The sequence below is a fragment of the Streptococcus oralis genome (assembly GCF_026782125.1).
GTDB classification, from domain to species: Bacteria; Bacillota; Bacilli; order Lactobacillales; family Streptococcaceae; genus Streptococcus; species Streptococcus oralis_CE.
This window is the reverse complement of the sequence record NZ_JAKUVY010000005.1, coordinates 129,324-152,435: the sequence shown is the minus strand read 5'-3', so window position 1 is coordinate 152,435 and position 23,112 is coordinate 129,324. Positions and strand designations below refer to the sequence as shown.

Sequence of the window (23,112 nt, the reverse complement as noted above, 5' to 3'; positions counted from 1 at the left end):
TTTGTGAAGAATAGCTCCTCCATGAATAATCAAGCAAAATCTTTCTTCTCTCAAATGTACAAATTTAAAAATAGAAATTACTAACAACCGCGTCATTATTCGCAAACGAAACGCTTTTGGATTTCCAAACTTTAAAAATAGAATCCTCATTGCTTTGAATACCACATTAGAGAGCAGAAAAAGATTATTCCAATATGGAATCTCTTGTTAATTCATTTCAGTTTCCAGTGATTCCATCTTTCTTTTCAATTGTAATTTATTCTCCAAACAGGCAAAAAACGATAACGTCCTTTTAAGGTGTTATCGTTTTTGTATATCATCAGATAAAGTTTGATTTTTATTGAGCTACATTCGATTAGTTTCTTCCGAAGTTTTGACCTCTACCATCGCGGTCAAAATACATCCAACTTCCATCTTCAAGTTGAATCCATTTGCTTCGAGCCATATCCCCTGAATTGGCATCGAAATATCGACTAACCCCATTCACATCAACAACTTTTCCTTTGACTTGCTTGCCGTCTTGCGTGAAATAGAGAGTCTGTTGACCAACCTGCTGCAAGCCTGTCACTGCTTTTCCATCTTGATCAAAATAGTACCACTCATTTTGGGAACCTTCGACAAACTTGTTGGTTGCCATCTCTCCTGAGTTAGCATCAAAGTAACGGATACTCTTATCTGAAAGTGTCACGATTTTGCCCTTGACTTGCTTGCCATCTTGGTCGAAGTAAAGTGTTTGTTTGTCAATCTTTTGAAGGCCTGTCACTGCTTTACCAGTTTGGTCAAAGTAATACCATTCGTTCTTGGCACCTTCTGCAAACTTGCCGACTGCCATTTCTCCTGAGTCGGCATCAAAGTAACGGATGGATTTATCAGCCAAAGTTACTACTTTACCCTTGACTTGCTTACCATCTTGGTCAAAGTAAAGTGTTTGTTTGCCAATCTTTTGAAGACCTGTCACTGCTTTACCAGTTTTGTCTAAGTAATACCATTCGTTCTTGGCACCTTCAGCAAACTTGCCGACCGCCATTTCTCCTGAGTTGGCATCAAAGTAACGGATACTCTTATCTGAAAGTGTCACGATTTTACCCTTGACTTGCTTGCCATCTTGGTCAAAGTAAAGTGTTTGTTGACCAATCTTTTGAAGACCTGTCACTGCAACTCCATCTGCTCCGAAATAGTACCAATCACTTGGGTTATCACCTTGAGCAAAACGATTGATAACAGCATTTCCTGAATCCTTGTCAAAGTAACGAAGTTTGCCATCTTTAGCACTCACAATCTTGCCCTTAACCTGATAGCCGTTTTCATCAAAGAATTGCTGTCCATCTCCTATCTTGACAAGACCTCGAGCCATAACGCCCTTGGCATCAAAGTAACGCCAGTTTTGACCATCAGTAGTGTAGTAACGGTTGAGAACTTGGGCACCAGTTTGATCATAGTAGTACTGATTACCATTTTCATCTTCACGGATAGAATCACGAAGTTGAATACCATTCTTCAAGAAATAAACGTGCTTGCCATCAATTTCATGAGCACCTGTTACAAGATAGCCTCGTTTATCGAAGTAATACCAATTTCCATTTTCATCTTGGATAAAGGAATTTTTAGCTTGATAACCACTAGTTGAATAGAACTTAGTACCATTGGCATCACTAACAAATCCTGTGTAAGCATTCTTATTAACTAATTGCTTAGGCAATACTATCTCGCCATTTCTGTTAGTGAGATAGTCGTTGCTAGCCCAGTCTTTAAGAACATAGTAAGCACCACGACCTAAGATATTGGTACCATTGAAGTACTTAGCCGACCACTTGGTAATCTTCTCATCTGTTGTCATCTTTTGACCATTGGAAATCTGTACTCGTTCAAAGATTTCTGGATATTTAGCTTTGAGCTCATCTAAGAAGGCGCCACCGTACTTACCTTGGAAATCAGTTCCATTGGTCTTACTATTAGCTACATAGAGTTTTTCCTTGATTTCTGCACCTTCACGGTAGGTTCCGTAGTTGTTGACACGTGTTGCTGTTACCACTTCCTTACCTGGTAGGTTATAGATTTGGTCTGGTACCCAGTCCGCGATGGCTTGGATATTAACACTGTGAAGCGCACGAAGAGCATTGAGCAAATCTTTTAAAGAACCATATTTATTGTTCTTGCTCATCGCCATATCATAGCGGTCTTCAAAGGCATAACCATTCTGAATGATAGAATCTAAGAAAGTACCGTCTTGGCTAGATACATACTGAGGTGGTAGCTCAAATGAAGTTACTCCCCATTCCTTGAAGAGGTTGACATTTTTAGCAATAACTTTATTGGTATATTGGTCATCGCGGGTTGCAAAGTCTTGGAAGTTAGAAAATCCTTCGTAAATCAACTGAGAATCAAGGGCTGCGCTAGATTCGTAGACCTGACCACTAGCGTTTTTCTTCTTGCTTGCTGTTGTACGAGCATCCTGATCTGCCTTAGCGCCAACTGGTACCCAAACAGCCAGATATCCAGAAACCTGTACATTGCTATAGCCTGCAATATCATTCATATCAAAGGTTAAAATACCATTAGCATCTGTCTTCTTCCAGAGCGATTGCGGCACTTCTTCGTCAGTTAGATAGCGGGAAATGCCATCTTTGGTCGTCAAAAGCACAGGGCGATAGTATTGATTCTTGTGGGCTGCTCCCATATTGACTTGCAGTTTATCCCATTCGTTCAGTTTCAGGTTAGGGTTGTTAGAAGCAATCACAGCCATCCCTTGAGTACGAGTTTCTGCTGTTCCTTCATCTGTTGCTTCATTGGCACCAGTACCGTAGCGAACAGACGTTAAAATACCATTGTAAGACCATTTATCAGCCTCACGAGGTACACCCATATATGTGACTTTCATGTCTTGTCCACCTGCTACATACTTAATACGAGCACGCAACAAGGCATCAATAGCATCGTGGTAAGGAGATTTTTTCTCCATGTATTGACCATCATCGGTATAGAGGTCACCATAGTAGATCCGAGTGATAGAGTCTTTATTGGAGAGCATGAGAGCATGAGCGGTTGGGATGTTGAACTGCGTATACTTCTTGTCTGCCTTGCGCATATCTTCGTTGTAGATCTTGAAGGCTTGCTTGAGTTCATCCATGGTAAAGGTCAAACCATCCGTATTTGGATTGATATTTTCCCGGATGATGTCAGCAATAACGGTTTGTACTTCACTGTCATGAGCCCGAACAAAGATATAGTTAGCCATCCGTTCGCCATTTTTCTTTTCAGAAGAACGGTCATTTAGACTATTTGTAATCGTAGGCTCTACTCCGCTACGGATAGATAGATTACGCATGAATGAATAAAGCAAGGACAAGCGTAGCTTGTTGTCAATTGCTAGTTGAGCGCCTTTAGTATCTTTGTTGTAGTCAGGATCGTTATCAGACCAAGCTTCCAAGATAGACAAATGCTTGATGGCTTCTTCTTCACTTTCTCCCACCTTGTAGCGAGACTTGAAGTAGTCAGATGCGATTTGGAGCAAGTCTGCGTTGACATTGTCCACCGCATCGACACGAACTCCATCAAAATTAGCAGTCGGATCATTGGCTACGATGCTTCCAAAGTTCATCATAAAATGCAACCAGTTGAGTTGTTCGGCCTGAACAGCTGGATTAGAGTTGTCAAAGTCGTTAGCGAGCAAGAACTCATAACCACCGTTTGACTTGTCAATGAAGTACTTAGGTTTACCTGTTTGACTAGTAGGGGTACGGTTAAGCAGACGGAACTTAGAGTCAGCATGAGAGCTCTTCTCATTATTAGTATAAAGCAAAGCTCCACCCTGCAAGTGGTCCTTTTTAGTACCAGTTGTTTCAGACTCTGACTTGATATTCCAGTTTGGCTGGGTTTTGACAAAGGCACCCATCAGCGTTCTCAACCATTTGGTATCGCCTTCTTTACCAATTTTTTCCTCAATTTTGCGCTGAACCTGCTGAGAAGCACCTGTCAGGAGAGCTTGTTCCACTTTGTTTTCAAAAGCACCTGCTCCCAGACCTTGCTGGTTCATATAGTTGAGGTAATTAATCTGAGTACGTTTATCAGGCCACCAAGCCATCAAAAGAGGACGTAAGTCTGTTTCTGTCGATGCCGTCCATGTTTTTCCATCTTTTAAGATGAACTTTGGACGATACCAGCTATCTGCTGTCAAATAACCGTCTACAGTTTCAATATCCTTGTCAGTCGTACCATAGAAAGCATTCTTTTGGGAGAATTCATTATTGAGACTGCTGGTTCCTTGTTGGAACTGATATTCATTTGAATCAACTAAGGCACCAGTTTCTGCATCAAAATAAAGTATTCTACCATTAAGTTCAACTGCAAAGTTCTTTTTAACTGTACCATCGTCCTGAACATAGTAATTTTTACCATCAATGGTCTTAATATGAGATAGGACATCATCATCATGGTCAGCATTTACAGGTGCAGGTTGAGCCTGATCTGCTACCATTCTTTCAGCTACTGCTCCTTGTTTTTGAGCAGGTTCGGGCAAGCGATCTTTCTTTGCAACCTTTGGATTTGCAACAATCTTGTCTGCAACAGCCGTTTTTTCTCGTTTGTCGCCTTCTTGGTCTTGGGCAGTTGTTGGCCCTGCTTGTTTATTCTGCTCTGCTACTTCTGTTTTAGGAGTTTCTGTGATTGCATTAGCAGCTTTAACTTCTTCAGCAACAGCAGCCTTTTCTGTAGATGCTTCTTTCGTATCTGCTGGTTTAGCAGGCTCTTGAGCATTGGTTTGAACTGTTGCTTCTGTATTTTCTGCTGGTTTAGCAGACTTATCACTAGCAGTAGCATCGCCTGTCACCTTGTCTGCAGGGGTTGCTTTTTCTGCTTCTTGCTCAGATGCTATTTTAGCTTGGGCTGGAGTTTGCTGACCCGGACCACTAGTCTGAGCTGTAGCAGGTTCTTGAACTACAACCTGCTTTACATCATCCGCATGGACAACGCCTGGTTCTAGACCAAGTACCTTTGGTGCTACAATAAGGGCCAAGGTAGTCAAAGCAATGGCTACCCAGTTTTTCTTAACTTTATGCATCTTATAATGAATCTTTTTCTCCATCATAAAGCCTCCTTCTGAATTTAGTATAAAGTTATGCCCTTATTCTAGTATATTTTTCAAAATGATCATTTTTTGTTGCACATCTACAACTATGAAAGGCAAATTCTTTCAAACTGTTCTTTAAGCTTTTGGGCAACACCAAAGGAATCTAAAAATTCAAAAAAAGATAGGCATTGCTCGATGTCACTGAGAGCATTAGTATTTCCAACCTTGTAGGCATACAGAGCCCTATGATACTTAATCAGCGTTCGATCATATAGATCTGTTTCAGGGATTTTAGAGTGGTCGAGATAATTGAGAAACCTCATAGCAACTAGCAGATGGTTTCCTTCTATACAGACGCTAATGACATTAAGTAGCATCTTGATAATACGGCGGCGATTTTCAGGTAGGTTGTTATAAAACTGGGTACGATTGATCATCTCACTAGCGAAGGTTTCCAACGTTTCCAAGGTCATCAAATCAACACTGTTTGTAAAGAGCCAGAGTTCATAACGTCCCCACTCCTCAACAGAAAAGAGATGATCCGTCAGAAATTCTATATCCTTCTTGCTAATCTGAAAATCTGAGCAACAGGAAGACAGAAGGGCTCTGACAATGATCGTATTGAGTTTATAGTTCTTCTTCTCAGGAAACTGTTCGGTCAAAGCTTCTGAGCTTGACAAAATATTTTGGAGCTTGACAACATTGTTTTCCTGATATGCATCAGCTACTTTTTTTGAGAACAGCACATCATCTGAATCAATGTAATTATGGTAAACATACTGAAACTCCTCTAGGGAAACGGCCATATTTTTTAAACAACAATAAAAAGAATCAAGTGTGATTCCATTAACTCCCCGTTCAAAACGGGATAGCTGAGCCACGGAAATATCACCAGCAGCCACCTCTTTCAGGGACATTTTTTTTGATTCTCTAATGACTTTGAATATTTTTCCGAAAGTTTCCAACATATCACTCCCCCAGTTTCGTATATGCAAAAAATTCTTACTAATTTTAATATACTAGTAACACGTTTCAATTATATTACAGAGAAAGTACTTTATATTTCAAATTAATACAAGCAGATTAATTCGCATGATAAGACCGTTTAATATAGCATTTATTGAATATTATATCTTTTTCATGAATCTATTGATTTCAGTAACAATCTGAAGTATTCTATCTAACAACTTGAAAACACTAACATTTCTAGAGATAGATTTCCTTCTTATACTAGACGAAGCTTGATTGATTTATAAAAGTTTGATATAAAATCGCAAGACAATCATATGAAACATTTTTTAGACATAGACCAAATAAAAAAACGAGAGCCGAACTCTCGTCTTACAGTTGATTTCCAAAGACATCTCGATAGAGCATGCCGTCTCGTAAACTTTCGGCATCTCCTCCTAATTGCTCTACCAACTCATAGGCAAAGGCAAGGGCAGTTGACGGTCCTCGGCTGGTTGTTAGATTGCCATCTACAACCACTGTTTGCTTTTGATAAATTCCGTCAGTAATTTGCTCCCTAACTCCGTCATAACAAGTAAAGTGCTTGTCTTTCAGGATACCTGCTTGATGAAGAGCAATTGGGGCTGCACAGATGGCAGCAATTTTCTTTCCTACTTGATCAAATGCTTTAATCTGTGAAATGAGGGCTTGATTATCCTGTAGGTGAGCTGAGCCTGGCATGCCGCCTGGAAGAACGACCAAGTCATAGTCGGACAAATCGCCATCAAAGATACGGTCGGCTTTCACCTGAATGCCATGCGATCCTGTTACCTGCTCTTCAAATCCTACCATATCACAAGAAATGTTTGCTCGACGCAAGACATCGACTACTGTCAAGGCTTCGATTTCTTCAAAACCCTGGGCTAAGATAACTGCTACTGTTGCCATAGTGGCCTCCTTATTTGATTTGTTTTAGGACGACTTTCTTTCGTTTGAACGGAACTTTTCCACTTTTCTCTTCTGCTAGATTGGTTTGGTAACTCATAGACAAGAGGAGACCGACACCAATGAGGTTACTAATAATTGCGGAGCCCCCTTGAGAAATAAATGGTAGAGGAATCCCTGTCAAAGGAAGTAAGCCTGTCACGGCACCGATATTTTCAAAGATATGGAAGAGCAGCATCATGATAAAACCAGTCGAAATATAGGTGTAGAACTGGTTATTTGACCTGAGCGTAATCTTCAACATACGGTAGATGAGAAGCAAGTATAAAGCAACCACAAAGACTGAACCAATAAAGCCAAAGTCTTCTGCAATTACGGTGAAAATCATATCACTCTCACGTACTGGAATGAGGAGATTGGACACATTGAAACCTTGCCCAAACAAGCCACCACTTCCAATCGCAATTTGTCCCTGCGCCTGTTGATATGTTGTTGTTTGTGCAAAGTCAAAGGGATTGAGCCAAGCCAAGATGCGGTTGATCTGGTAAGTTGGCATCCCAATCTGATGCAAGAAGGCACGTCCATCCTTGCTTATAAAGATGGCCATGAAGCCTGCAACAGCAGTCACTCCTGTCGCAAAAACAGGAATGATAATCTTCCACGAAACACCTGAAAGGAGAACCATACCGGAAAAAATAGCTACAAAGACCAAGGCAGTCCCCAAGTCACTTTGTAGGGCTAAGAGGATCAAGACTGGGATGGTAAAAGCAATCATCCAACCAATCAATAGGAAATCCAAGGGAATAGTCCGTCGCCATTCCTTGTGTTTTTGAGTGAATTGTACGATGACTCGAGCCAACATCAAGATATAGGAAATCTTCATGAACTCCGAAGGCTGAAAAAGTGTCGTTCCGCCAATTGATACCCAGTTCTTGGCACCCGTTGACGCTACAAGATTTGGATTGTAGAAAACAAGTGGGAGGACCATCAAAGCTAGCCCTAAGCCATAAAGATAAGGAGTCACCTTCCATAAAAACTCGGTATTAAAGAACATGACCACAAAACCAATGACAAGCCCCAAGGAAATCCAAGCGATTTGCTGACCTAGAATTGGTAATACATTATTTGGATAGTCATGACTAACTGCTATATAAATGGCCACTACTCCAATCACCAGTAAACAAAACACTGGTAGGAGGAGGCTATAATCGACTCGAGAGTCGAGTGAACGTTTCATATTTTTTACCTTTTCTCTTTCTGGGATTTTTCTTTCATTCTATTGCGACGAGATTGGAGAAAATCAGCTACAGCAGGCTCTAGCTGTTCTCTAGAAAGAACCTGAACATCCCTTTCTTTTGACAAGGTCTGAGCGATTTGTTTGCCGTAACGCTTGCTGACAACACGACTGTCTAAGATTACAGCAATCGAACCTTGGTCAGATCGTCTAACAGTACGACCAAGGGCTTGCTTTAACCGAATGATCGCCATCGGTAACTGATAATCATAGAAAGGATTTTTCCCTTCTTGACGCAGTTCTTGGTTTAATTTCTTGGTTAACGGTTCATGGGGATTTTGGAAAGGCAATCTCGGAATCACTTGGATCACGCAAGGATGGGTTGAAAAATCAACTCCTTCCCAGAAACTACCTGTTCCAAGCAAGATCTGGCGTTCACCTTTTTCAAAACGTTTTTTCAGTTGGCTTGGTTCCCCATTTTTATACTGAGCTAGATGCGGTTGGTCGAGCAGGTCCGAGACTGCCAGCAGCATTTCTTTTGAAGTAAACAAAACCAATAAGGGTTCTTGAAAGGCTTGTAAGCTTCGAATAACAGAAGCCACTTCACGAGCATAGTCAAAAGGCGAAACTTCTGTCACAAGAGGAAAATCATTGACTAGAAAGACTTCTTGTTGCTCCTGTTTTGCTACATCAAGTTTAACAAGCGGAGCGTCTGGAAATCCCAATAAATCTGCTAAGGAAACCCGATTGCTGATTTCAAGAGTGGCCGATACTCCTAGGAGTCTACAATCTTCTGGCAATAAGTCTGCTAGTATAAAGCGGCCTTTTTTACTTGAACAAATCAAGACATCCTTGCTCGATTTCTCTGCTGTAGCAAGCCAAAATTCACGATCCGAGGTGAAAAAGTTTGCAAGTTCTCGATACTCTGGGAGAGTTAACTCCGAAAAATGTTGGCGCAACTCTTCAAGAGAATCCAACCACTTTCCATTCTTCAGACCTGACTGATAGTGCTCCATCAAGTAACGACATTCAAAGCCGATACTCTCAAGCAAGCGCTTCTGAACCAAATCTTCCTCTGTCTCCAAGGACTTATCAAGCTGGGTTACAAGTTCCTCAAGGCGATAAGCCTGCTGGGCCAGATTTTCAAGAGCTAGCAATATTTTTTGAGCTTCATCCAAAATTACCAAACGGTTGTCAACAAACTCCGGATTGTCTTCCAAACGAGTGACCAGATAGGCATGATTGGTCAGAAGAACACGACTGGTCTTGGCCTTTTCCTGCCCTCGTTTCCAAAAATCCTCTGTAGCAAATAAACTTTTCTTTGAAAGCTTGCTATCGTGGACTAGTTCTGGCAGAAAGTGCTGGTAGCGATAAAGCTGCCCGATTTCGTCCAAGTCACCTGTCTCTGTCTCTGTTAGCCAGATGAGCAGTTGCATTTTAAAGCGTGTGAAGAGGCGATTGGACTCTGATCGATAGAGAACTCGGTGAAAGGCATCCAATTTCAAGTAATTTTGAGGCCCCTTGAGACTATGAATTTCCAGGTGGAAGACCTCTTTTAAGCGCTGACCTTCTTCTTGCATGATTTGATTTTGAAGAATTTTGGTCGGAACACTCACTAGGATACCTGCTTGACTCTCCAAGTTCAAAGCTGGGAGAAGATAACCATAAGTCTTGCCCAGTCCTGTTTGGGCTTGGATAAAGGAAGTCTGGTGTTCTTCCAATAATTGCTCAATCTTCTCCGCAAATTCCAACTGTTGCGGTCGCTCCTCCAGCCCCAATAAAGAAATGTTTTTAGCAAAATCTTTGGATAACTTTCGTGGGACTAAGCCTTTGCTTTCCTTTTTGAGGAAAAGCCCATGAAGCTCCATCAAGTCTGGCGAAGATAAGAGAGATTGTTGCTGATAGACCTCCTCAATCACCAGATAACTTTCATAGAGAAGGTTGTCTGCAAGGTTTAATAAGCTTTCTAAAAGCCCTTTAGGTAGCTCAAAAAGTTTTTGACGCATGTAAAGCAAGAGTTCAGCTGTTGCCTGAGCATCTGACAGGGCAGTATGGGCATGTTCCAGCTCAATGCCCAACTCTTGACAAAGGATACCTAGATTGTATTTTTCAAACTGAGGATATAGAACTTGGGCAAGCTCAACTGTATCCACCCGCGGTGTACGCAATTCATATCCTTCCAAAAAGAGGAATTCTGCAAGAAGGTTAGCATCAAACTGTACATTGTGCGCAACAAAAATACCGTCCTTAACCAATTCAAAAATTTTTCCGGCCACTTGAGAAAACTCTGGTGCCGCAGCCAAACGCTGATCGGTCAGACCCGTTAATTCTTTGATATGAGAATCCAAGGGTTCGTGGGGATTGACATCGGTCGCATACTGATCTATGATTTCACCATTCTCAATCACCACAATGCCTACTTGAATAATTTTTGCCTTGCTTCCGGTGCTGGTCGCCTCTAAATCAACGACTACATACCGATCATTTCTCGCATTCATCATTAAAAATTATATCAAAAAAAGCATGATTTGACACCCCTCAACTTTGATAACAATCTCACTTTCCTTGCGAGTTTGAGTAAAAATCAAGACCTTAAAAGTGAGAATTTCACGCAAGTTCAGCAGTTTGTCGCTGGTTCTGAGGTATTTGAAAAATATATCAACAAAGCTACATCAACATAAAAAGACAACCAAGGTATTAGGTGCCTTTTTGAGATATTTTTTTCATTGCTTTCGGAAGTAGCTTGCTAATTTCTGTTGGCAAGACAAGATAGTTTTCTTGAGCTAGTTCTTGCGCGATAGCTGAATGAAGGTAAGTCGCTACCACCACTCTTTCACAGAGGCTGACTTGGTGAAACTGACCTGCAAAACCTGCAATCATACCAGCCAGTGTATCTCCCATTCCACCAGTTGCTTGATAGGGGCCTCCAACCTGTAACTGATAATATTCAGGCTGACCGACTTGCCAGATACGAGTTGCCGGACCTTTCTCAACTAGAATCGTTCCTTGAGGAAAAGCTGAAAGAGCACTAGCAGTCGTATCTTTATTTTGATGGTCAAGAACTATACCAGACAGTCTTTCCCATTCCTTTTGGTGGGGAGTTAGGATGAGCTGACTGGAAGGAAATGGTAACTGGCCGTTTGCTAAGATGCCCAAAGCACCGCCGTCTGCAATCAAAATCTGGTCTTTTCTAAGGCTGTCAAAGACCCGTTTTACGAGTTCTTCTCCGAATGCATCCTCTCGCAAACCCGGACCTAGCAAGACAACTTCTGCCTTTTCCAACTGCTCTTTTAACAATTGCTGATCTTGAAGAGAAAATGCCATGGCCTCAGGTAAATGACTGTGCAGAGCCGGAATATTTTCCTTATCCGTGCCAACAGTCACCAACCCTGCCCCACTTTTGACAGCTGCAATGGCTGACATGATGATAGCTCCCCCATAAGGATAGGTCCCTCCCAGCAAGAGCAGGCGACCGTAATCTCCTTTATGGCTGTGACAAGGCCGTTCAATAATGACTTTTTCTAGTAAAGCTTGATCAATCACTTTCATCGTTTTTCCCTCAACTATCCTTTATCTGATTGTTTTAAAACAACTTGATAGACTTTCTTAGTCCACTCTTCTAAGTCTTCTCCAGCATAGTCAAGATAATGCACCCTATCTTGTATTTTAGTTGGAATAATATTTTCAAATTGGCACTTATTATGAGTTGGAATAATGCAAATATACAACTCACTTAATAAATTAAGCATGTCCTTAATTTTTGCAACATGGTAACCATCAAAAATATAACCAGGAACTTTAATCAAATCTGTATAGATAAAATGAAAACTTACTCCAGGAATAAACTTATCTTGTAATTCTTTCTCTGAGGGAGCTCGACCTAATAAACGCTCCATCGCCAATCGATAACCAGAACTTGTATTTGACCATCCTAACATGACATAGTCAAAATAATCTTTCGGATCAGATGCAGCATTTCGACTATCCAAAACCAACTCCTCAGCATCTCGCCTAAAGGCTTTCACAGCAGATAAGAGCTGACCTGTTTTAAAAATAGAAATCGCTGCATCTATAGTCGTAGTATGACTACAGTAGTCTGAAGTCACTAACCTCTTATGTAGGTCATAAGTCGAAGCTACTCTTTTATCTGTAGGGGTAAATGGTGGAAGAAAGGGATGCTGACAGATGTAATCTAAAATCTCTTTTTTTAAACAAGAATCAGCACACTCGATACTTGTTTGACGTTTATGAAGTTTTTCGTAAGCTATAAATTTAGCAATTTTTTCTAATTCCCACTCTTGAATATTTGGATAATCAAATAGTGCTAAGTAGTATATTCCATCCCATTGTAAACTATATTCTACATTATAAATTTTTAAAATCATCTAATCACCTCACTCCATTATACTACAAAAGGAGGGGCAAACCTCCTTTTATCTATTTTCCCTTAAATTCCGCAAAAGTCTGTAAGATTTTAGCTGCTACTGCTGGAGAAGGTTCTCCTTTTAGCTCTAACGTTTCATCTGCATATGGAGTAAGGCCAGCAAAATCTCCTATCTGGACAGAATAGAGAGACGTTTTAAATAGTTCAATATCGTTTTGGTCATTTCCAAAAGCGATGAAGTTCTCCCCACATAACTTTTCAACAGTTGTTGCCTTATGAGTATCCAAGGGATTAACATAAAGGCACTTTTCATGCACATGATAGGAGAGATGAGCCTGCCCCAGTCTTTCTAACTGACCTAGCAGATCATCAAGCAAATCCTCATGTTCACCCATATAGACGACTACCTTAATCGGAGTACCCAAGTCCTCAAGTTTCTGATGACGAGCCACCTTTAGGGGATCTACACTGGAGATAAATGGAATCTTCTCTACAATCTGACCGCTATAGTCAAAGCAATCATCTGCAAAAAAAGGGAGATTGTAGGTCTGGCAATAATCCACTAGCGCCTGATAAACTCTAGCATCGAGATTCCTTTCGAAGATAGCCTTCCCCAGATGATAGGCTACGCCACCATTCAAACCTATAACCAAGCGCTGACTGAGATCGGTACCTAATAAGCCCAAACAATCCCGATATGAGCGAGCTGAGGCAAATACAACCTCGTGTCCATAATCGCTAGCCTTTAAAAGAACCTGCTTAATCTCCTCATCTATGGTCATATAGTCGAAAGACAGCGTCCCATCCAGATCAAATACGAATTTCATTTTCCTAATCCTTGTTCAGTGTACGAAGCGCTGCTTGATAGGTTTGCTCCATCAGCATGGTAATGGTCATAGGGCCAACTCCACCAGGTACTGGCGTGATGTGACTGACAAGTGGTGCAACGGCATCATAGTCAACATCTCCACAAAGCTTGCCATTTTCATCTCGGTTCATCCCTACATCAATGACAACTGCACCTGGTTTGACAAAGTCAGCAGTCACAAACTTGGCACGACCGATAGCTACGACAAGAATATCCGCTTGCGATGCTACTTGAGCTAGATCTTTTGTACGGGAATGAGTTAGAGTAACAGTAGCATTCTTGTCTAAAAGAAGCTGGGCCATCGGTTTTCCAACGATATTCGAACGACCAATAACGACTGCATTTTTACCTTCTAGCTCAATCCCATACTCATGAAACATCTCCATAATCCCTGCAGGTGTCGAAGGAATCATAACTGGATGCCCAGACCAGAGACGCCCCATGTTTAGGGGATGGAAACCATCCACGTCTTTTTCGGGGTCAATGGCTAATAAAACTGCCTCTTCGTCAATATGTTTTGGTAAAGGCAACTGGACCAAAATCCCATGCCAAGCTGGATCTTGATTGTATTTGGCAATCAAGTCTAATAATTCCGCTTGGGTAATGGTCTCTGGAACTCGCACTACTTCACTACGGAAGCCAGCAGCAAGGGCTGATCGTTCCTTATTGCGAACGTAGACTTGGCTGGCTGGATTGTCCCCAACCAAAATCACCACCAAACCTGGAACTAAACCTGTTTCTTCTTTTAGTTTGGCAGTCTTTTCAGCTAACTGTCCTTGTAACTTAGCTGCAAGAGCCTTCCCATCAATAATCTGTGTCATATCACTTCTCTTTTCTGTCAAATATCCTCTATTATATCAAAAAATACCTTGCCATTCTAACACTTCCTGACTAATAGCCCTTATAGTTTGAAACTATAAGAAAAAGCTCTTGTCGAGCTTTTAGTGCCTATTGATATTAGGTAAATCTGTCATGCTTTCTTTTTAATTTTTGGAGCCGGTAAGACTTCATACATATCCTTGATCAGTCTCGCTAAAAATGACTTATCTTCAAGGTCTTCTAGTAAAATCATCTCTTTGGCTCCTTCATAAGGTCGTTCAAGCCTAGTCTGTTCCAATTGATCCATGACCACCTTCACAGGCTTCAGTAACAAACGATTATCATAAATTCCCCCAATAATCTTCCCACGATAATAAAGGATATACTCACCCATCATTTGACGATAACTCATCTCCTCTAGCTCTGATAGCTGTTCGAGAATAAAATCTAAATATTCTTTACTGGAAGCCATGATGCCTACTCCATTTCTTCTAAAAATGAGGTCTTACAAAACCTTACTCAAAAATTCCTTGGTCCGTTGTTCTTTTGTTTGATCGAAAATCTCTTCTGGCGTTCCATCTTCGACAACAACTCCATCCGCCATAAAGATAACACGATCTGCCACCTCACGCGCAAAGCCCATTTCATGCGTCACAATCACCATAGTCATCCCTGATTTAGCGAGGTCTTGCATAACAGCTAGGACTTCCCCAACCATCTCAGGGTCTAGGGCTGAAGTCGGCTCATCAAAGAGCAAAACATCTGGTTCCATAGCAAGTCCACGTGCAATAGCAATCCGTTGTTGCTGTCCACCTGACAAACTCTGTGGATAGGCCGTTGCCTTATCTGGTAAGCCAACTTTTTCTAACAGTTCCTGTGCTCTTTTCTCTGCAACTTCCTTGCTTTCTCCTTTGGTTTTAATTGGTGACAAAGTGATATTTTCCATCACTGTCATATTGGGAAAGAGGTTGAATTGTTGGAATACCATGCCCATCTTTTCACGCATAGCAAAAAGGTCATTTTTCTTATCTGTGATATCAACTCCTTCAAAGATAACCTTACCTTTACTTGCTTCTTCAAGGAGATTCATCGAACGAAGGAGAGTTGATTTCCCGCTCCCTGACGGACCGATAATGACCACAACTTCTCCTCGTTTAATCTCAAGGTTGATGCCTTTTAAAACTTCATTTTTCCCAAAAGACTTATGTAGTTCTTCAATTTTAATCAAGGTTTCTGTCATTATTTCTTGTCTCCTTGTCCAATATGTTTTTCAAATGCTTTCAACGCCACTGTCAAAACAGAGGTCATAATCAAGTAGTAAAAGGCTGCAAATAAAAGAGGAGTCAACGGTAAATAAGTTGTTGTTGCTACAGTCGTTGCACCATTCCACAACTCCATCACCCCAATCGCAGACAAGAGAGAACTATCCTTGATAATGGTGATAAATTCATTTCCCAGCGCCGGAAGAATATTTTTGATAGCCTGTGGCAAAATGACATAACGCATGGCATTTTTCGGACGAATACCGAGAGAATATGCGGCCTCTAACTGCCCTTTAGGAACCGCATTGATCCCCGCACGAACGGTTTCTGAAACGTAAGCTCCACTGTTCATAGAAATAATCAGAATACCAGGAATCAAACGAGAAAGATCAACTCCTAAAATTCCCACTTGAATAGTCGGAGCATTGATATGCATAAGAGCAAAGGCAATCATAATCTGAACCATCATCGGAGTTCCACGGAAGATCCAAACATACACATTTGCAAACCAAACGAGAGGTTTGAGGCGTGATCGCTGAGCAAAGGCCAGTAACACACCTATAATAGTTCCTAAGCAGACAACAAAGATGGAAATTAACACGGTAATCAGAGCACCATAGTTAAAATACGGTAAATACTTTGGTAAAAAAGAAAAATTCATATTCAATCAACTTTCTATATATTAGATTGTATTATTATAACATAAATTGAATTAAAATGCAATCCTTTTTCTCTAATTTTACCAATTAACTTGATAGAATAGAGAAATAGAGAGAAATCACAGTTTTTTTCTAGTCAACTACCTCTTGTTTATGGTAAAATAGAAACGATAAGAAATGGAGGAGAATCAAAATGGAATCACATTTGGTTAGAATCATTAACCGCCTAGAAGCAATGACAAAAGATGGTGGAAATCTAAAACGTAATTTTGAACGTGAAGGTGTTGTTGTCGCAGAAGTTGCATACAGCCACGACGAAGAAAACGGATCACTCTTCACCCTTCGCGATGTAGAGGCTCGTGAAACTTATACTTTTGATAGCATTGATTTGATTGCAATGGAGATCTACGAACTCCTTTACTAATATAAAAACAACGGGCAGTAAGGCCCGATGAATGAGAATCCTTTTTGTCACCACAAATGGGATTTTTTCTTACCTTTAATGCCGCTGGATTCTCCATGAATCCCTCTTTTAAAAACGATCACTTCCCAATCTTTTTACTTGCTTTACATCTTAATCATGCTATAATGAGAGTATAAAACTTTGACTATTTTTGACCTTTTTTCTTAGGCCAAAAATAAGAATGAAATGAGGTAGATGTATGCTCTGTCAAAACTGTAAAATTAACGACTCAACAATTCATCTGTATACCAATATCAATGGACAGCAAAAGCAAATTGATCTCTGTCAAAATTGCTATAAAATTATCAAAACAGATCCAAATAATACCCTCTTTAAAGGAATGACTGACTTAAATAATCATGACTTTGATCCCTTCGGCGACTTTTTCAATGATTTGAACAATTTCAAACCTTCTTCTAATAACGTCCCTCCAACTCAATCTGGTGGGGGATACGGAGGAAGCGGTGGCTATGGGCCTCAAAACCGCGGCCCACTTCAAACACCTCCTAGCCAAGAAAGAGGACTCTTAGAGGAATATGGTATCAATATTACTGAGATTGCTCGTCGGGGAGATATTGACCCTGTTATTGGTCGAGATGAGGAGATTATCCGCGTTATCGAAATCCTCAACCGTCGAACCAAGAACAACCCTGTCCTTATCGGAGAACCAGGTGTTGGTAAAACAGCCGTTGTTGAAGGTCTAGCTCAGAAGATTGTTGATGGCGATGTTCCCCATAAACTCCAAGGCAAGCAGGTCATCCGTCTGGATGTGGTCAGTCTAGTCCAAGGAACAGGGATTCGAGGCCAATTTGAAGAACGAATGCAAAAGCTCATGGAAGAAATTCGCAAACGCGAGGACATCATCCTCTTTATCGACGAAATCCATGAAATTGTTGGTGCAGGGTCAGCAGGCGATGGCAATATAGATGCAGGAAATATCCTCAAACCAGCCCTTGCCCGTGGTGAATTGCAAATGGTCGGTGCCACTACTCTCAATGAATACCGTATCATTGAAAAAGACGCTGCCCTAGAGCGCCGTATGCAGCCTGTCAAGGTAGATGAACCAACTGTCGAAGAAACCATTATCATCCTTAAAGGGGTTCAAAAGAAATACGAAGACTACCATCACGTCAAGTATACTGATGCTGCTATCGAAGCTGCTGCAAATCTTTCCAACCGCTATATCCAAGACCGCTTCTTGCCAGACAAGGCTATTGACCTGTTGGATGAAGCTGGTTCTAAGATGAATCTGACGCTGAACTTTGTTGATCCTAAAGTGATTGATCAGCGTTTAATTGAAGCTGAGAATCTCAAGGCTCAGGCTACTCGAGAGGAAGACTTTGAAAAGGCTGCCTATTTCCGCGATCAGATTGCCAAGTACAAGGAAATGCAGAAAAACAAGGTGACTGACCAGGATACTCCTATCATTAGCGAGAAAACCATTGAGCATATCATTGAGCAGAAAACTAATATCCCTGTTGGGGAGCTAAAAGAAAAAGAACAGTCTCAGCTTATCCATCTAGCAGACGACCTCAAGGCCCATGTTATCGGACAAGATGAAGCTGTTGATAAGATTGCCAAGGCCATCCGTCGTAATCGTGTTGGTCTTGGAACTCCTAACCGCCCAATCGGAAGTTTCCTCTTTGTCGGACCAACTGGTGTCGGTAAGACAGAACTCTCTAAACAACTAGCCATTGAACTCTTTGGTTCTGCTGACAGCATGATTCGCTTTGATATGAGTGAATACATGGAAAAACACAGTGTGGCTAAATTAGTCGGAGCCCCTCCAGGTTATGTCGGCTATGATGAAGCTGGTCAATTAACAGAAAAAGTTCGTCGCAATCCATATTCTCTTATCCTTCTCGATGAGGTCGAGAAAGCCCATCCAGATGTGATGCACATGTTCCTTCAAGTCTTGGACGATGGTCGTTTGACAGATGGGCAAGGACGAACAGTTAGCTTTAAGGATGCTATCATTATTATGACCTCAAATGCCGGTACGGGTAAGGCCGAAGCCAGTGTTGGGTTTGGAGCTGCTCGTGAAGGACGTACTAATTCTGTTCTTGGTGAACTTGGTAACTTCTTTAGTCCTGAGTTTATGAACCGTTTTGACGGCATCATCGAATTTAAACCTCTCAGCAAGGACAACCTTCTCCAAATCGTCGAACTCATGCTAGCGGATGTCAACAAACGCCTCTCTAGCAACAATATCCACCTCGATGTGACTGACAAAGTCAAGGAAAAGTTGGTTGACCTAGGTTATGATCCAAAAATGGGGGCGCGCCCACTCCGCCGCACCATTCAAGACTATATCGAGGATGCCATCACTGACTTCTACCTTGAAAATCCAAGTGAGAAAACCCTCAAGGCAGTTATGACAAGTAATGGTAATATTCAAATCAAATCTGCCAAAAAAACTGAGAAAACAGAAGAGATTGCTTCTGAAATAGAAGAATAAATCTATCTAACAAGTGCAGAAAGTCTATCATTTTCTGCACTTTTTTTACTAAAATAAATTCAAAACCTTGACAGCTTGCCCCTCGTCCATTATGATAATAATAAAGATACTAGAGAATGAGGAAAATGCAATGGCAAACCCAACTTTTGGCGTTAAAAAAGAGAATGTAACCTACCAGCCCCGCTATGGTGTGTACGCAGTTATTCCGGATGCAGAAAAAAAACAAATTGTCTTAGTTCAAGCTCCCAATGGTGCTTGGTTCTTGCCAGGTGGAGAAATTGAAGCAGGCGAAGATCATCAAGAAGCACTGAAGAGAGAACTAATCGAAGAACTTGGCTTTACAGCTGAGATTGGAACCTATTATGGGCAAGCTGATGAATATTTCTACTCTCGCCACCGTGATACCTACTACTACAACCCAGCTTATCTCTATGAAGCTACTTCTTTCCAAAAAGTACAAAAACCATTAGAAGATTTTAATCATATTACTTGGTTTCCTGTTGATGAAGCAATTGAAAAACTCAAACGTGGTAGCCATAAATGGGGAATAGAAGCTTGGAAAATCCAGCATAAAATTGACTAAAATACACGATTTTATCCAAAAAGTGCTATAATAGAGTTAGAAAATCGGAGGAACTGTTATGAAGCTTATCAATACGACAAACTCACACTCGCAACTTGTTAAAAGCCAATTAGAAAGCACAGACGCAACTCTTGTCGAGGTCTATTCTGCTGGAAACACAGATGTAGTTTTCACACAAGCCCCGCTTCACTATGAAATCCTCATTTCCAACAAACACCGTGCTATTCGTGAACCTGAAATCGAAACTATCCAAGACTTCTTCTTAAAACGTAAAATCGACAAGGAAAGCATTGATGAAGCCAATATCAAGACGCTTTATTCTGATAAATTGATTGAGATTTCAATCCCTATAAAATAAGAAGACCAGCCAAAAGCTGGTTTTCTTTTGCAAAAAAAGATTGGTAGTTTCTACCAATCTTTTAGTTTTATTTCACAGCTTCTTTCAAAGCGTCTACCTTGTCCAAACGTTCCCAAGGAAGGTCAATATCTGTACGTCCCATGTGTCCATAAGCCGCTGTTTGACGGTAAATTGGACGTTTGAGATCCAGCATTTGGATAATTCCTGCAGGGCGAAGGTCAAAGATTTGACGCGCTGCTTTTTCAAGCTTGCTTTCAGCTACCGTTCCAGTACCAAAAGTATCGATACGGACAGAAACAGGCTGCGCAACACCGATAGCGTAGGCCAATTGCACTTCTGCCTTCTTAGCAAGACCTGCTGCAACGATGTTCTTGGCAATGTAGCGAGCTGCATAAGAGGCTGAACGGTCCACCTTCGTCGCATCTTTACCAGAGAAGGCACCACCACCATGGCGAGAGTAGCCACCATAGGTATCCACGATAATCTTACGACCAGTCAAACCTGAGTCCCCTTGAGGTCCACCGATTACAAAACGACCAGTTGGATTGATGAAGAATTTTGTTTGTTCATCCAAGTAAGAAGCCGGGATCACCTCTTTGATAACCTTGCTAATCACATCATTGTGAATTTGTTCATTGCTAACTTCTGGATCGTGCTGAGTTGAAATCACGACTGTGTCCACACGTACCGGACGGTCATTTTCATCATACTCAACTGTAACTTGTGATTTAGCATCTGGACGGAGATAGCTGGTTTCACCAGACTTACGAAGTTCTGCCAAACGACGAACTAGCTTGTGGCTGAGTGAGATTGGCAATGGCATGAGTTCTTCTGTCTCATCCACCGCAAATCCAAACATGAGCCCTTGGTCTCCAGCTCCAATCAAGTCAAGCGGATCTTGATCTGCATTTCCACGAACCTCCAAGGCTTCGTTAACCCCTTGGGCGATATCTGGTGACTGCTCAACAAGCGATGGATGAACTCCAACTGTTTCCGCAGAAAAACCATACTCTGTATTGGTATAACCAATCTCTGCAATGGTGTCACGAACCACACGGTTAATATCCACATAAGCATGTGTAGAAATTTCACCAAAAACATGGACGGAACCAGTGTAGACAGCTGTCTCAGCAGCAACGTGCGCCTCTGGATCCTTTGCTAAAATAGCATCCAAAATCGCATCTGAAATTTGGTCTGCAATCTTATCTGGATGCCCCTCAGATACAGATTCAGACGTGAATAATTTACGTTCTGACATAAAAATGTCCCCCCTTAAAAAATATTGTTATAGAGTTACAAAGTACTGATAAAAAATCCTATCCTCTACGGGTTGCGACTCGAAAGAAAAATAGACCTTTCTACCACCTTATCGGGACTATATAACCTTATCATTATACCACTTTTTACTTTTTTTTGCAGTATTTTCTCTAAATCAAAAAAAGAACCTTACGGCTCTTTTCTCGTCATAAAAATTCGGCCTGTACTCCATAATACAGAAGGTCATACCTATGTTTATCTGCATACTTCGTTTACAAACTACCTATTTTTTTATCACAATGTTCTTACAAACAATCTTCCAGTTAGGTTTACTGTTCCTTAGACTTTCTATTGCTTACAGTTAAGCCAAGTCCAGCCATTAGGAGGCCAAGTCCCACAATACCATAGTTCGCTGTATCATTACTTCCTGTATCAGGGAGTTTCGTCACTTCTTTTTTATAAGCTGTAGCTACTGGAACTGTGGTAGTTGGAGTCGCACTTCCTGTCTGAGCAATAGGTAGTGTTGTACGACGTTCTAGGTAAAATTGGTAATTATCTTTCGTTACCTTGTAATTGTGTCCTTCAGTCACAGTTTCAACAATCCATGTAGTTGCATCCTTAGTTAAAGAATCAGCCAAGTTACGATTAATATTCATTAATCGACCTTCAGATACAAAATCTTTATAGCTAATATCGGTCCCTGTCGAAGTTGCAACAATTCTTTCGATTTTTGCGGCTTTCAAAGACGCAAGAGTATTCGCCATCGTTGGAATTGAAGGATCCTCCTTCATTGGAGCATCTGTCAACAATACGACAAACTTTTTATTTTTAGGTGACTTAGACCAGTCGTAGGTTGAAACAATTTGTGTAAGAGTAGGTGTAGATGTTTCAGGGAAGTCTCCACCATGTGCAAGCTTAATGCCTGCTAAGGCTTTTTCAAGCTCAGCTGGGTCAGAGGTAAAATAAGATTCATTAAATTTTGTTAAAATTGTACCCTCATCTGCTAATCCACCTATACGTCCAAATACTTCATCACTAAAGGTAGCTAATCCAAAACGTGCTGCTACTCCATCTTTAGCAAGATTTCTTGCAAACTCATTGATATTGTTACGGACAGTGTCAATAGTTCGAGACATAGATGCTGAACGGTCAACAACAAAAACGATATCGGCAGAGTTAGATTTTGAAATCGTTCTTGTCGCTTTCTTGATTTCGACTGTAGTTGTTTTATCAACACGTTCATATTGGGTATAAGAATTTCCATCTTCATCTTTCCCGCTCACTGTACTCTCAGTTGTTTCAGTCTTTGGAGCAGGAAGTTCTTCGCTTTTTACAGGAGCCACTTCTGTCTTTGTGACTTCGACTGTTGCAGTTTCTTCATGAATCTTTTGATCACCTTCTTGGCGTTCTTTCACGTCAATAGGTGAAACCTTCTTAGAAACATCAACAAGTTCTCCAGGTTTTGCATCTGATTGGTTAACGACTGGTTTCGCCTCATCAGCTTTAATTTCTGCTACAGCAACTTCGACTGCCGATTTATTTGCTTCGGTTTTCTTTACTGTTTCAGCTGAAGTAGATGCCGGTTGTGTTGTTTCATCTGCAGACACTTGTCCGACCTGAGCAAAAGCAAACAAAATTGCTACAGAAGCCAACCCAACTTTCATTTTACGGAATGAAAAACGTTGTTGTTTCATAAATGATTTATCCATAGAAGTCCCCTTTTCTTTTCACGGATCAAATGGTATAATCCGATTGTTTTATAGTATGATAACACAAATTTGTATAGTTTTCAATTTTTTTCCTTACAAT

18 protein-coding genes are annotated in these 23,112 nt (G+C 41.0%); 4 read left to right on the top strand and 14 right to left on the bottom strand.

Annotation, left to right across the window (positions count from 1 at the left end; genetic code table 11):
* Positions 1-355: 355 nt before the first annotated feature.
* From MK385_RS05445 to MK385_RS05390, 12 genes are all read right to left on the bottom strand, one after another.
* Positions 356-5,083: a glycoside hydrolase family 70 protein gene (locus MK385_RS05445; protein ID WP_268725486.1), complete on the bottom strand. Its 4,728-nt coding sequence runs from the start codon at positions 5,081-5,083 to the stop codon at positions 356-358.
* A gap of 86 nt (positions 5,084-5,169) precedes the next feature.
* A complete protein-coding gene (locus MK385_RS05440) occupies positions 5,170-6,033 on the bottom strand; it encodes a helix-turn-helix domain-containing protein (RefSeq protein ID WP_044021065.1) in 864 nt (287 codons plus the stop codon).
* Between the two features lie 373 nt (positions 6,034-6,406).
* Positions 6,407-6,961 (bottom strand): DJ-1 family glyoxalase III, encoded by a 555-nt coding sequence (locus tag MK385_RS05435; protein WP_268725485.1) that lies wholly within the window; start codon positions 6,959-6,961, stop codon positions 6,407-6,409.
* A 10-nt stretch (positions 6,962-6,971) separates the two neighbouring features.
* On the bottom strand, positions 6,972-8,195 hold the full coding sequence (locus MK385_RS05430) for an FtsW/RodA/SpoVE family cell cycle protein (RefSeq protein ID WP_061427037.1): 1,224 nt from the start codon (positions 8,193-8,195) through the stop codon (positions 6,972-6,974).
* 5 nt (positions 8,196-8,200) lie between these two features.
* Positions 8,201-10,690 carry a bifunctional DnaQ family exonuclease/ATP-dependent helicase gene (locus MK385_RS05425; protein ID WP_412079890.1) on the bottom strand — a complete coding sequence of 830 codons (2,490 nt, stop codon included), beginning with the start codon at positions 10,688-10,690 and terminating at the stop codon, positions 8,201-8,203.
* Positions 10,691-10,889: 199 nt separating this feature from the next.
* Complete coding sequence (locus MK385_RS05420) at positions 10,890-11,741, bottom strand: NAD(P)H-hydrate dehydratase (protein WP_268725483.1); 852 nt, start codon at positions 11,739-11,741, stop codon at positions 10,890-10,892.
* A 14-nt stretch (positions 11,742-11,755) separates the two neighbouring features.
* Positions 11,756-12,577: a phosphate ABC transporter ATPase gene (locus tag MK385_RS05415; RefSeq protein WP_268725482.1), complete on the bottom strand. Its 822-nt coding sequence runs from the start codon at positions 12,575-12,577 to the stop codon at positions 11,756-11,758.
* 52 nt (positions 12,578-12,629) lie between these two features.
* Complete coding sequence (locus MK385_RS05410; RefSeq protein WP_268725481.1) at positions 12,630-13,403, bottom strand: HAD hydrolase family protein; 774 nt, start codon at positions 13,401-13,403, stop codon at positions 12,630-12,632.
* 4 nt (positions 13,404-13,407) lie between these two features.
* A complete protein-coding gene (locus MK385_RS05405) occupies positions 13,408-14,265 on the bottom strand; it encodes a bifunctional methylenetetrahydrofolate dehydrogenase/methenyltetrahydrofolate cyclohydrolase (RefSeq protein ID WP_268725480.1) in 858 nt (285 codons plus the stop codon).
* 149 nt (positions 14,266-14,414) lie between these two features.
* The gene (locus MK385_RS05400; RefSeq protein ID WP_268725479.1) at positions 14,415-14,735 is read right to left on the bottom strand and encodes a TfoX/Sxy family protein; all 321 of its coding nucleotides are present in this window, start codon (positions 14,733-14,735) and stop codon (positions 14,415-14,417) included.
* A 33-nt stretch (positions 14,736-14,768) separates the two neighbouring features.
* The gene (locus MK385_RS05395; protein WP_000140925.1) at positions 14,769-15,503 is read right to left on the bottom strand and encodes an amino acid ABC transporter ATP-binding protein; all 735 of its coding nucleotides are present in this window, start codon (positions 15,501-15,503) and stop codon (positions 14,769-14,771) included.
* Positions 15,503-16,186 carry an amino acid ABC transporter permease gene (locus tag MK385_RS05390; RefSeq protein ID WP_268725478.1) on the bottom strand — a complete coding sequence of 228 codons (684 nt, stop codon included), beginning with the start codon at positions 16,184-16,186 and terminating at the stop codon, positions 15,503-15,505. Before MK385_RS05390 ends, MK385_RS05395 begins: the two co-directional genes overlap by 1 nt.
* Positions 16,187-16,377: 191 nt before the next feature.
* On the opposite strand from MK385_RS05390, the gene MK385_RS05385 reads away from it, so the two are divergent.
* From MK385_RS05385 to MK385_RS05370, 4 genes are all read left to right on the top strand, one after another.
* The gene (locus MK385_RS05385; protein WP_000443577.1) at positions 16,378-16,608 is read left to right on the top strand and encodes a DUF1797 family protein; all 231 of its coding nucleotides are present in this window, start codon (positions 16,378-16,380) and stop codon (positions 16,606-16,608) included.
* Between the two features lie 238 nt (positions 16,609-16,846).
* The gene (locus tag MK385_RS05380; RefSeq protein ID WP_268725477.1) at positions 16,847-19,105 is read left to right on the top strand and encodes an ATP-dependent Clp protease ATP-binding subunit; all 2,259 of its coding nucleotides are present in this window, start codon (positions 16,847-16,849) and stop codon (positions 19,103-19,105) included.
* 130 nt (positions 19,106-19,235) lie between these two features.
* Complete coding sequence (locus MK385_RS05375; RefSeq protein ID WP_139658804.1) at positions 19,236-19,688, top strand: NUDIX hydrolase; 453 nt, start codon at positions 19,236-19,238, stop codon at positions 19,686-19,688.
* Between the two features lie 58 nt (positions 19,689-19,746).
* Positions 19,747-20,046 carry a DUF1827 family protein gene (locus MK385_RS05370; protein ID WP_000767203.1) on the top strand — a complete coding sequence of 100 codons (300 nt, stop codon included), beginning with the start codon at positions 19,747-19,749 and terminating at the stop codon, positions 20,044-20,046.
* Between the two features lie 67 nt (positions 20,047-20,113).
* On the opposite strand, the gene metK is transcribed toward MK385_RS05370, so the two are convergent.
* Together metK and MK385_RS05360 are read right to left on the bottom strand one after the other, a co-directional pair.
* The gene (gene metK, locus MK385_RS05365; protein WP_268725476.1) at positions 20,114-21,304 is read right to left on the bottom strand and encodes a methionine adenosyltransferase; all 1,191 of its coding nucleotides are present in this window, start codon (positions 21,302-21,304) and stop codon (positions 20,114-20,116) included.
* 328 nt (positions 21,305-21,632) lie between these two features.
* The gene (locus MK385_RS05360) at positions 21,633-23,012 is read right to left on the bottom strand and encodes a VWA domain-containing protein (protein WP_268725475.1); all 1,380 of its coding nucleotides are present in this window, start codon (positions 23,010-23,012) and stop codon (positions 21,633-21,635) included.
* Positions 23,013-23,112 lie beyond the last annotated feature (100 nt).

Excerpts from the sequence above, each read along its gene's own strand:
- MK385_RS05445 (WP_268725486.1), bottom strand. The coding sequence starts at position 5,083 with ATGATGGAGAAAAAGATTCATTATAAGATGCATAAAGTTAAGAAAAAC.
- MK385_RS05405 (WP_268725480.1), bottom strand. The coding sequence starts at position 14,265 with ATGACACAGATTATTGATGGGAAGGCTCTTGCAGCTAAGTTACAAGGA.
- MK385_RS05425 (WP_412079890.1), bottom strand. The coding sequence starts at position 10,690 with ATGAATGCGAGAAATGATCGGTATGTAGTCGTTGATTTAGAGGCGACC.
- MK385_RS05385 (WP_000443577.1), top strand. The coding sequence starts at position 16,378 with ATGGAATCACATTTGGTTAGAATCATTAACCGCCTAGAAGCAATGACA.
- MK385_RS05440 (WP_044021065.1), bottom strand. The coding sequence starts at position 6,033 with ATGTTGGAAACTTTCGGAAAAATATTCAAAGTCATTAGAGAATCAAAA.
- MK385_RS05420 (WP_268725483.1), bottom strand. The coding sequence starts at position 11,741 with ATGAAAGTGATTGATCAAGCTTTACTAGAAAAAGTCATTATTGAACGG.
- MK385_RS05390 (WP_268725478.1), bottom strand. The coding sequence starts at position 16,186 with ATGAATTTTTCTTTTTTACCAAAGTATTTACCGTATTTTAACTATGGT.
- MK385_RS05430 (WP_061427037.1), bottom strand. The coding sequence starts at position 8,195 with ATGAAACGTTCACTCGACTCTCGAGTCGATTATAGCCTCCTCCTACCA.
- MK385_RS05435 (WP_268725485.1), bottom strand. The coding sequence starts at position 6,961 with ATGGCAACAGTAGCAGTTATCTTAGCCCAGGGTTTTGAAGAAATCGAA.
- MK385_RS05400 (WP_268725479.1), bottom strand. The coding sequence starts at position 14,735 with ATGGCTTCCAGTAAAGAATATTTAGATTTTATTCTCGAACAGCTATCA.
- MK385_RS05410 (WP_268725481.1), bottom strand. The coding sequence starts at position 13,403 with ATGAAATTCGTATTTGATCTGGATGGGACGCTGTCTTTCGACTATATG.
- metK (WP_268725476.1), bottom strand. The coding sequence starts at position 21,304 with ATGTCAGAACGTAAATTATTCACGTCTGAATCTGTATCTGAGGGGCAT.
- MK385_RS05370 (WP_000767203.1), top strand. The coding sequence starts at position 19,747 with ATGAAGCTTATCAATACGACAAACTCACACTCGCAACTTGTTAAAAGC.
- MK385_RS05415 (WP_268725482.1), bottom strand. The coding sequence starts at position 12,577 with ATGATTTTAAAAATTTATAATGTAGAATATAGTTTACAATGGGATGGA.
- MK385_RS05395 (WP_000140925.1), bottom strand. The coding sequence starts at position 15,503 with ATGACAGAAACCTTGATTAAAATTGAAGAACTACATAAGTCTTTTGGG.
- MK385_RS05380 (WP_268725477.1), top strand. The coding sequence starts at position 16,847 with ATGCTCTGTCAAAACTGTAAAATTAACGACTCAACAATTCATCTGTAT.
- MK385_RS05375 (WP_139658804.1), top strand. The coding sequence starts at position 19,236 with ATGGCAAACCCAACTTTTGGCGTTAAAAAAGAGAATGTAACCTACCAG.
- MK385_RS05360 (WP_268725475.1), bottom strand. The coding sequence starts at position 23,012 with ATGGATAAATCATTTATGAAACAACAACGTTTTTCATTCCGTAAAATG.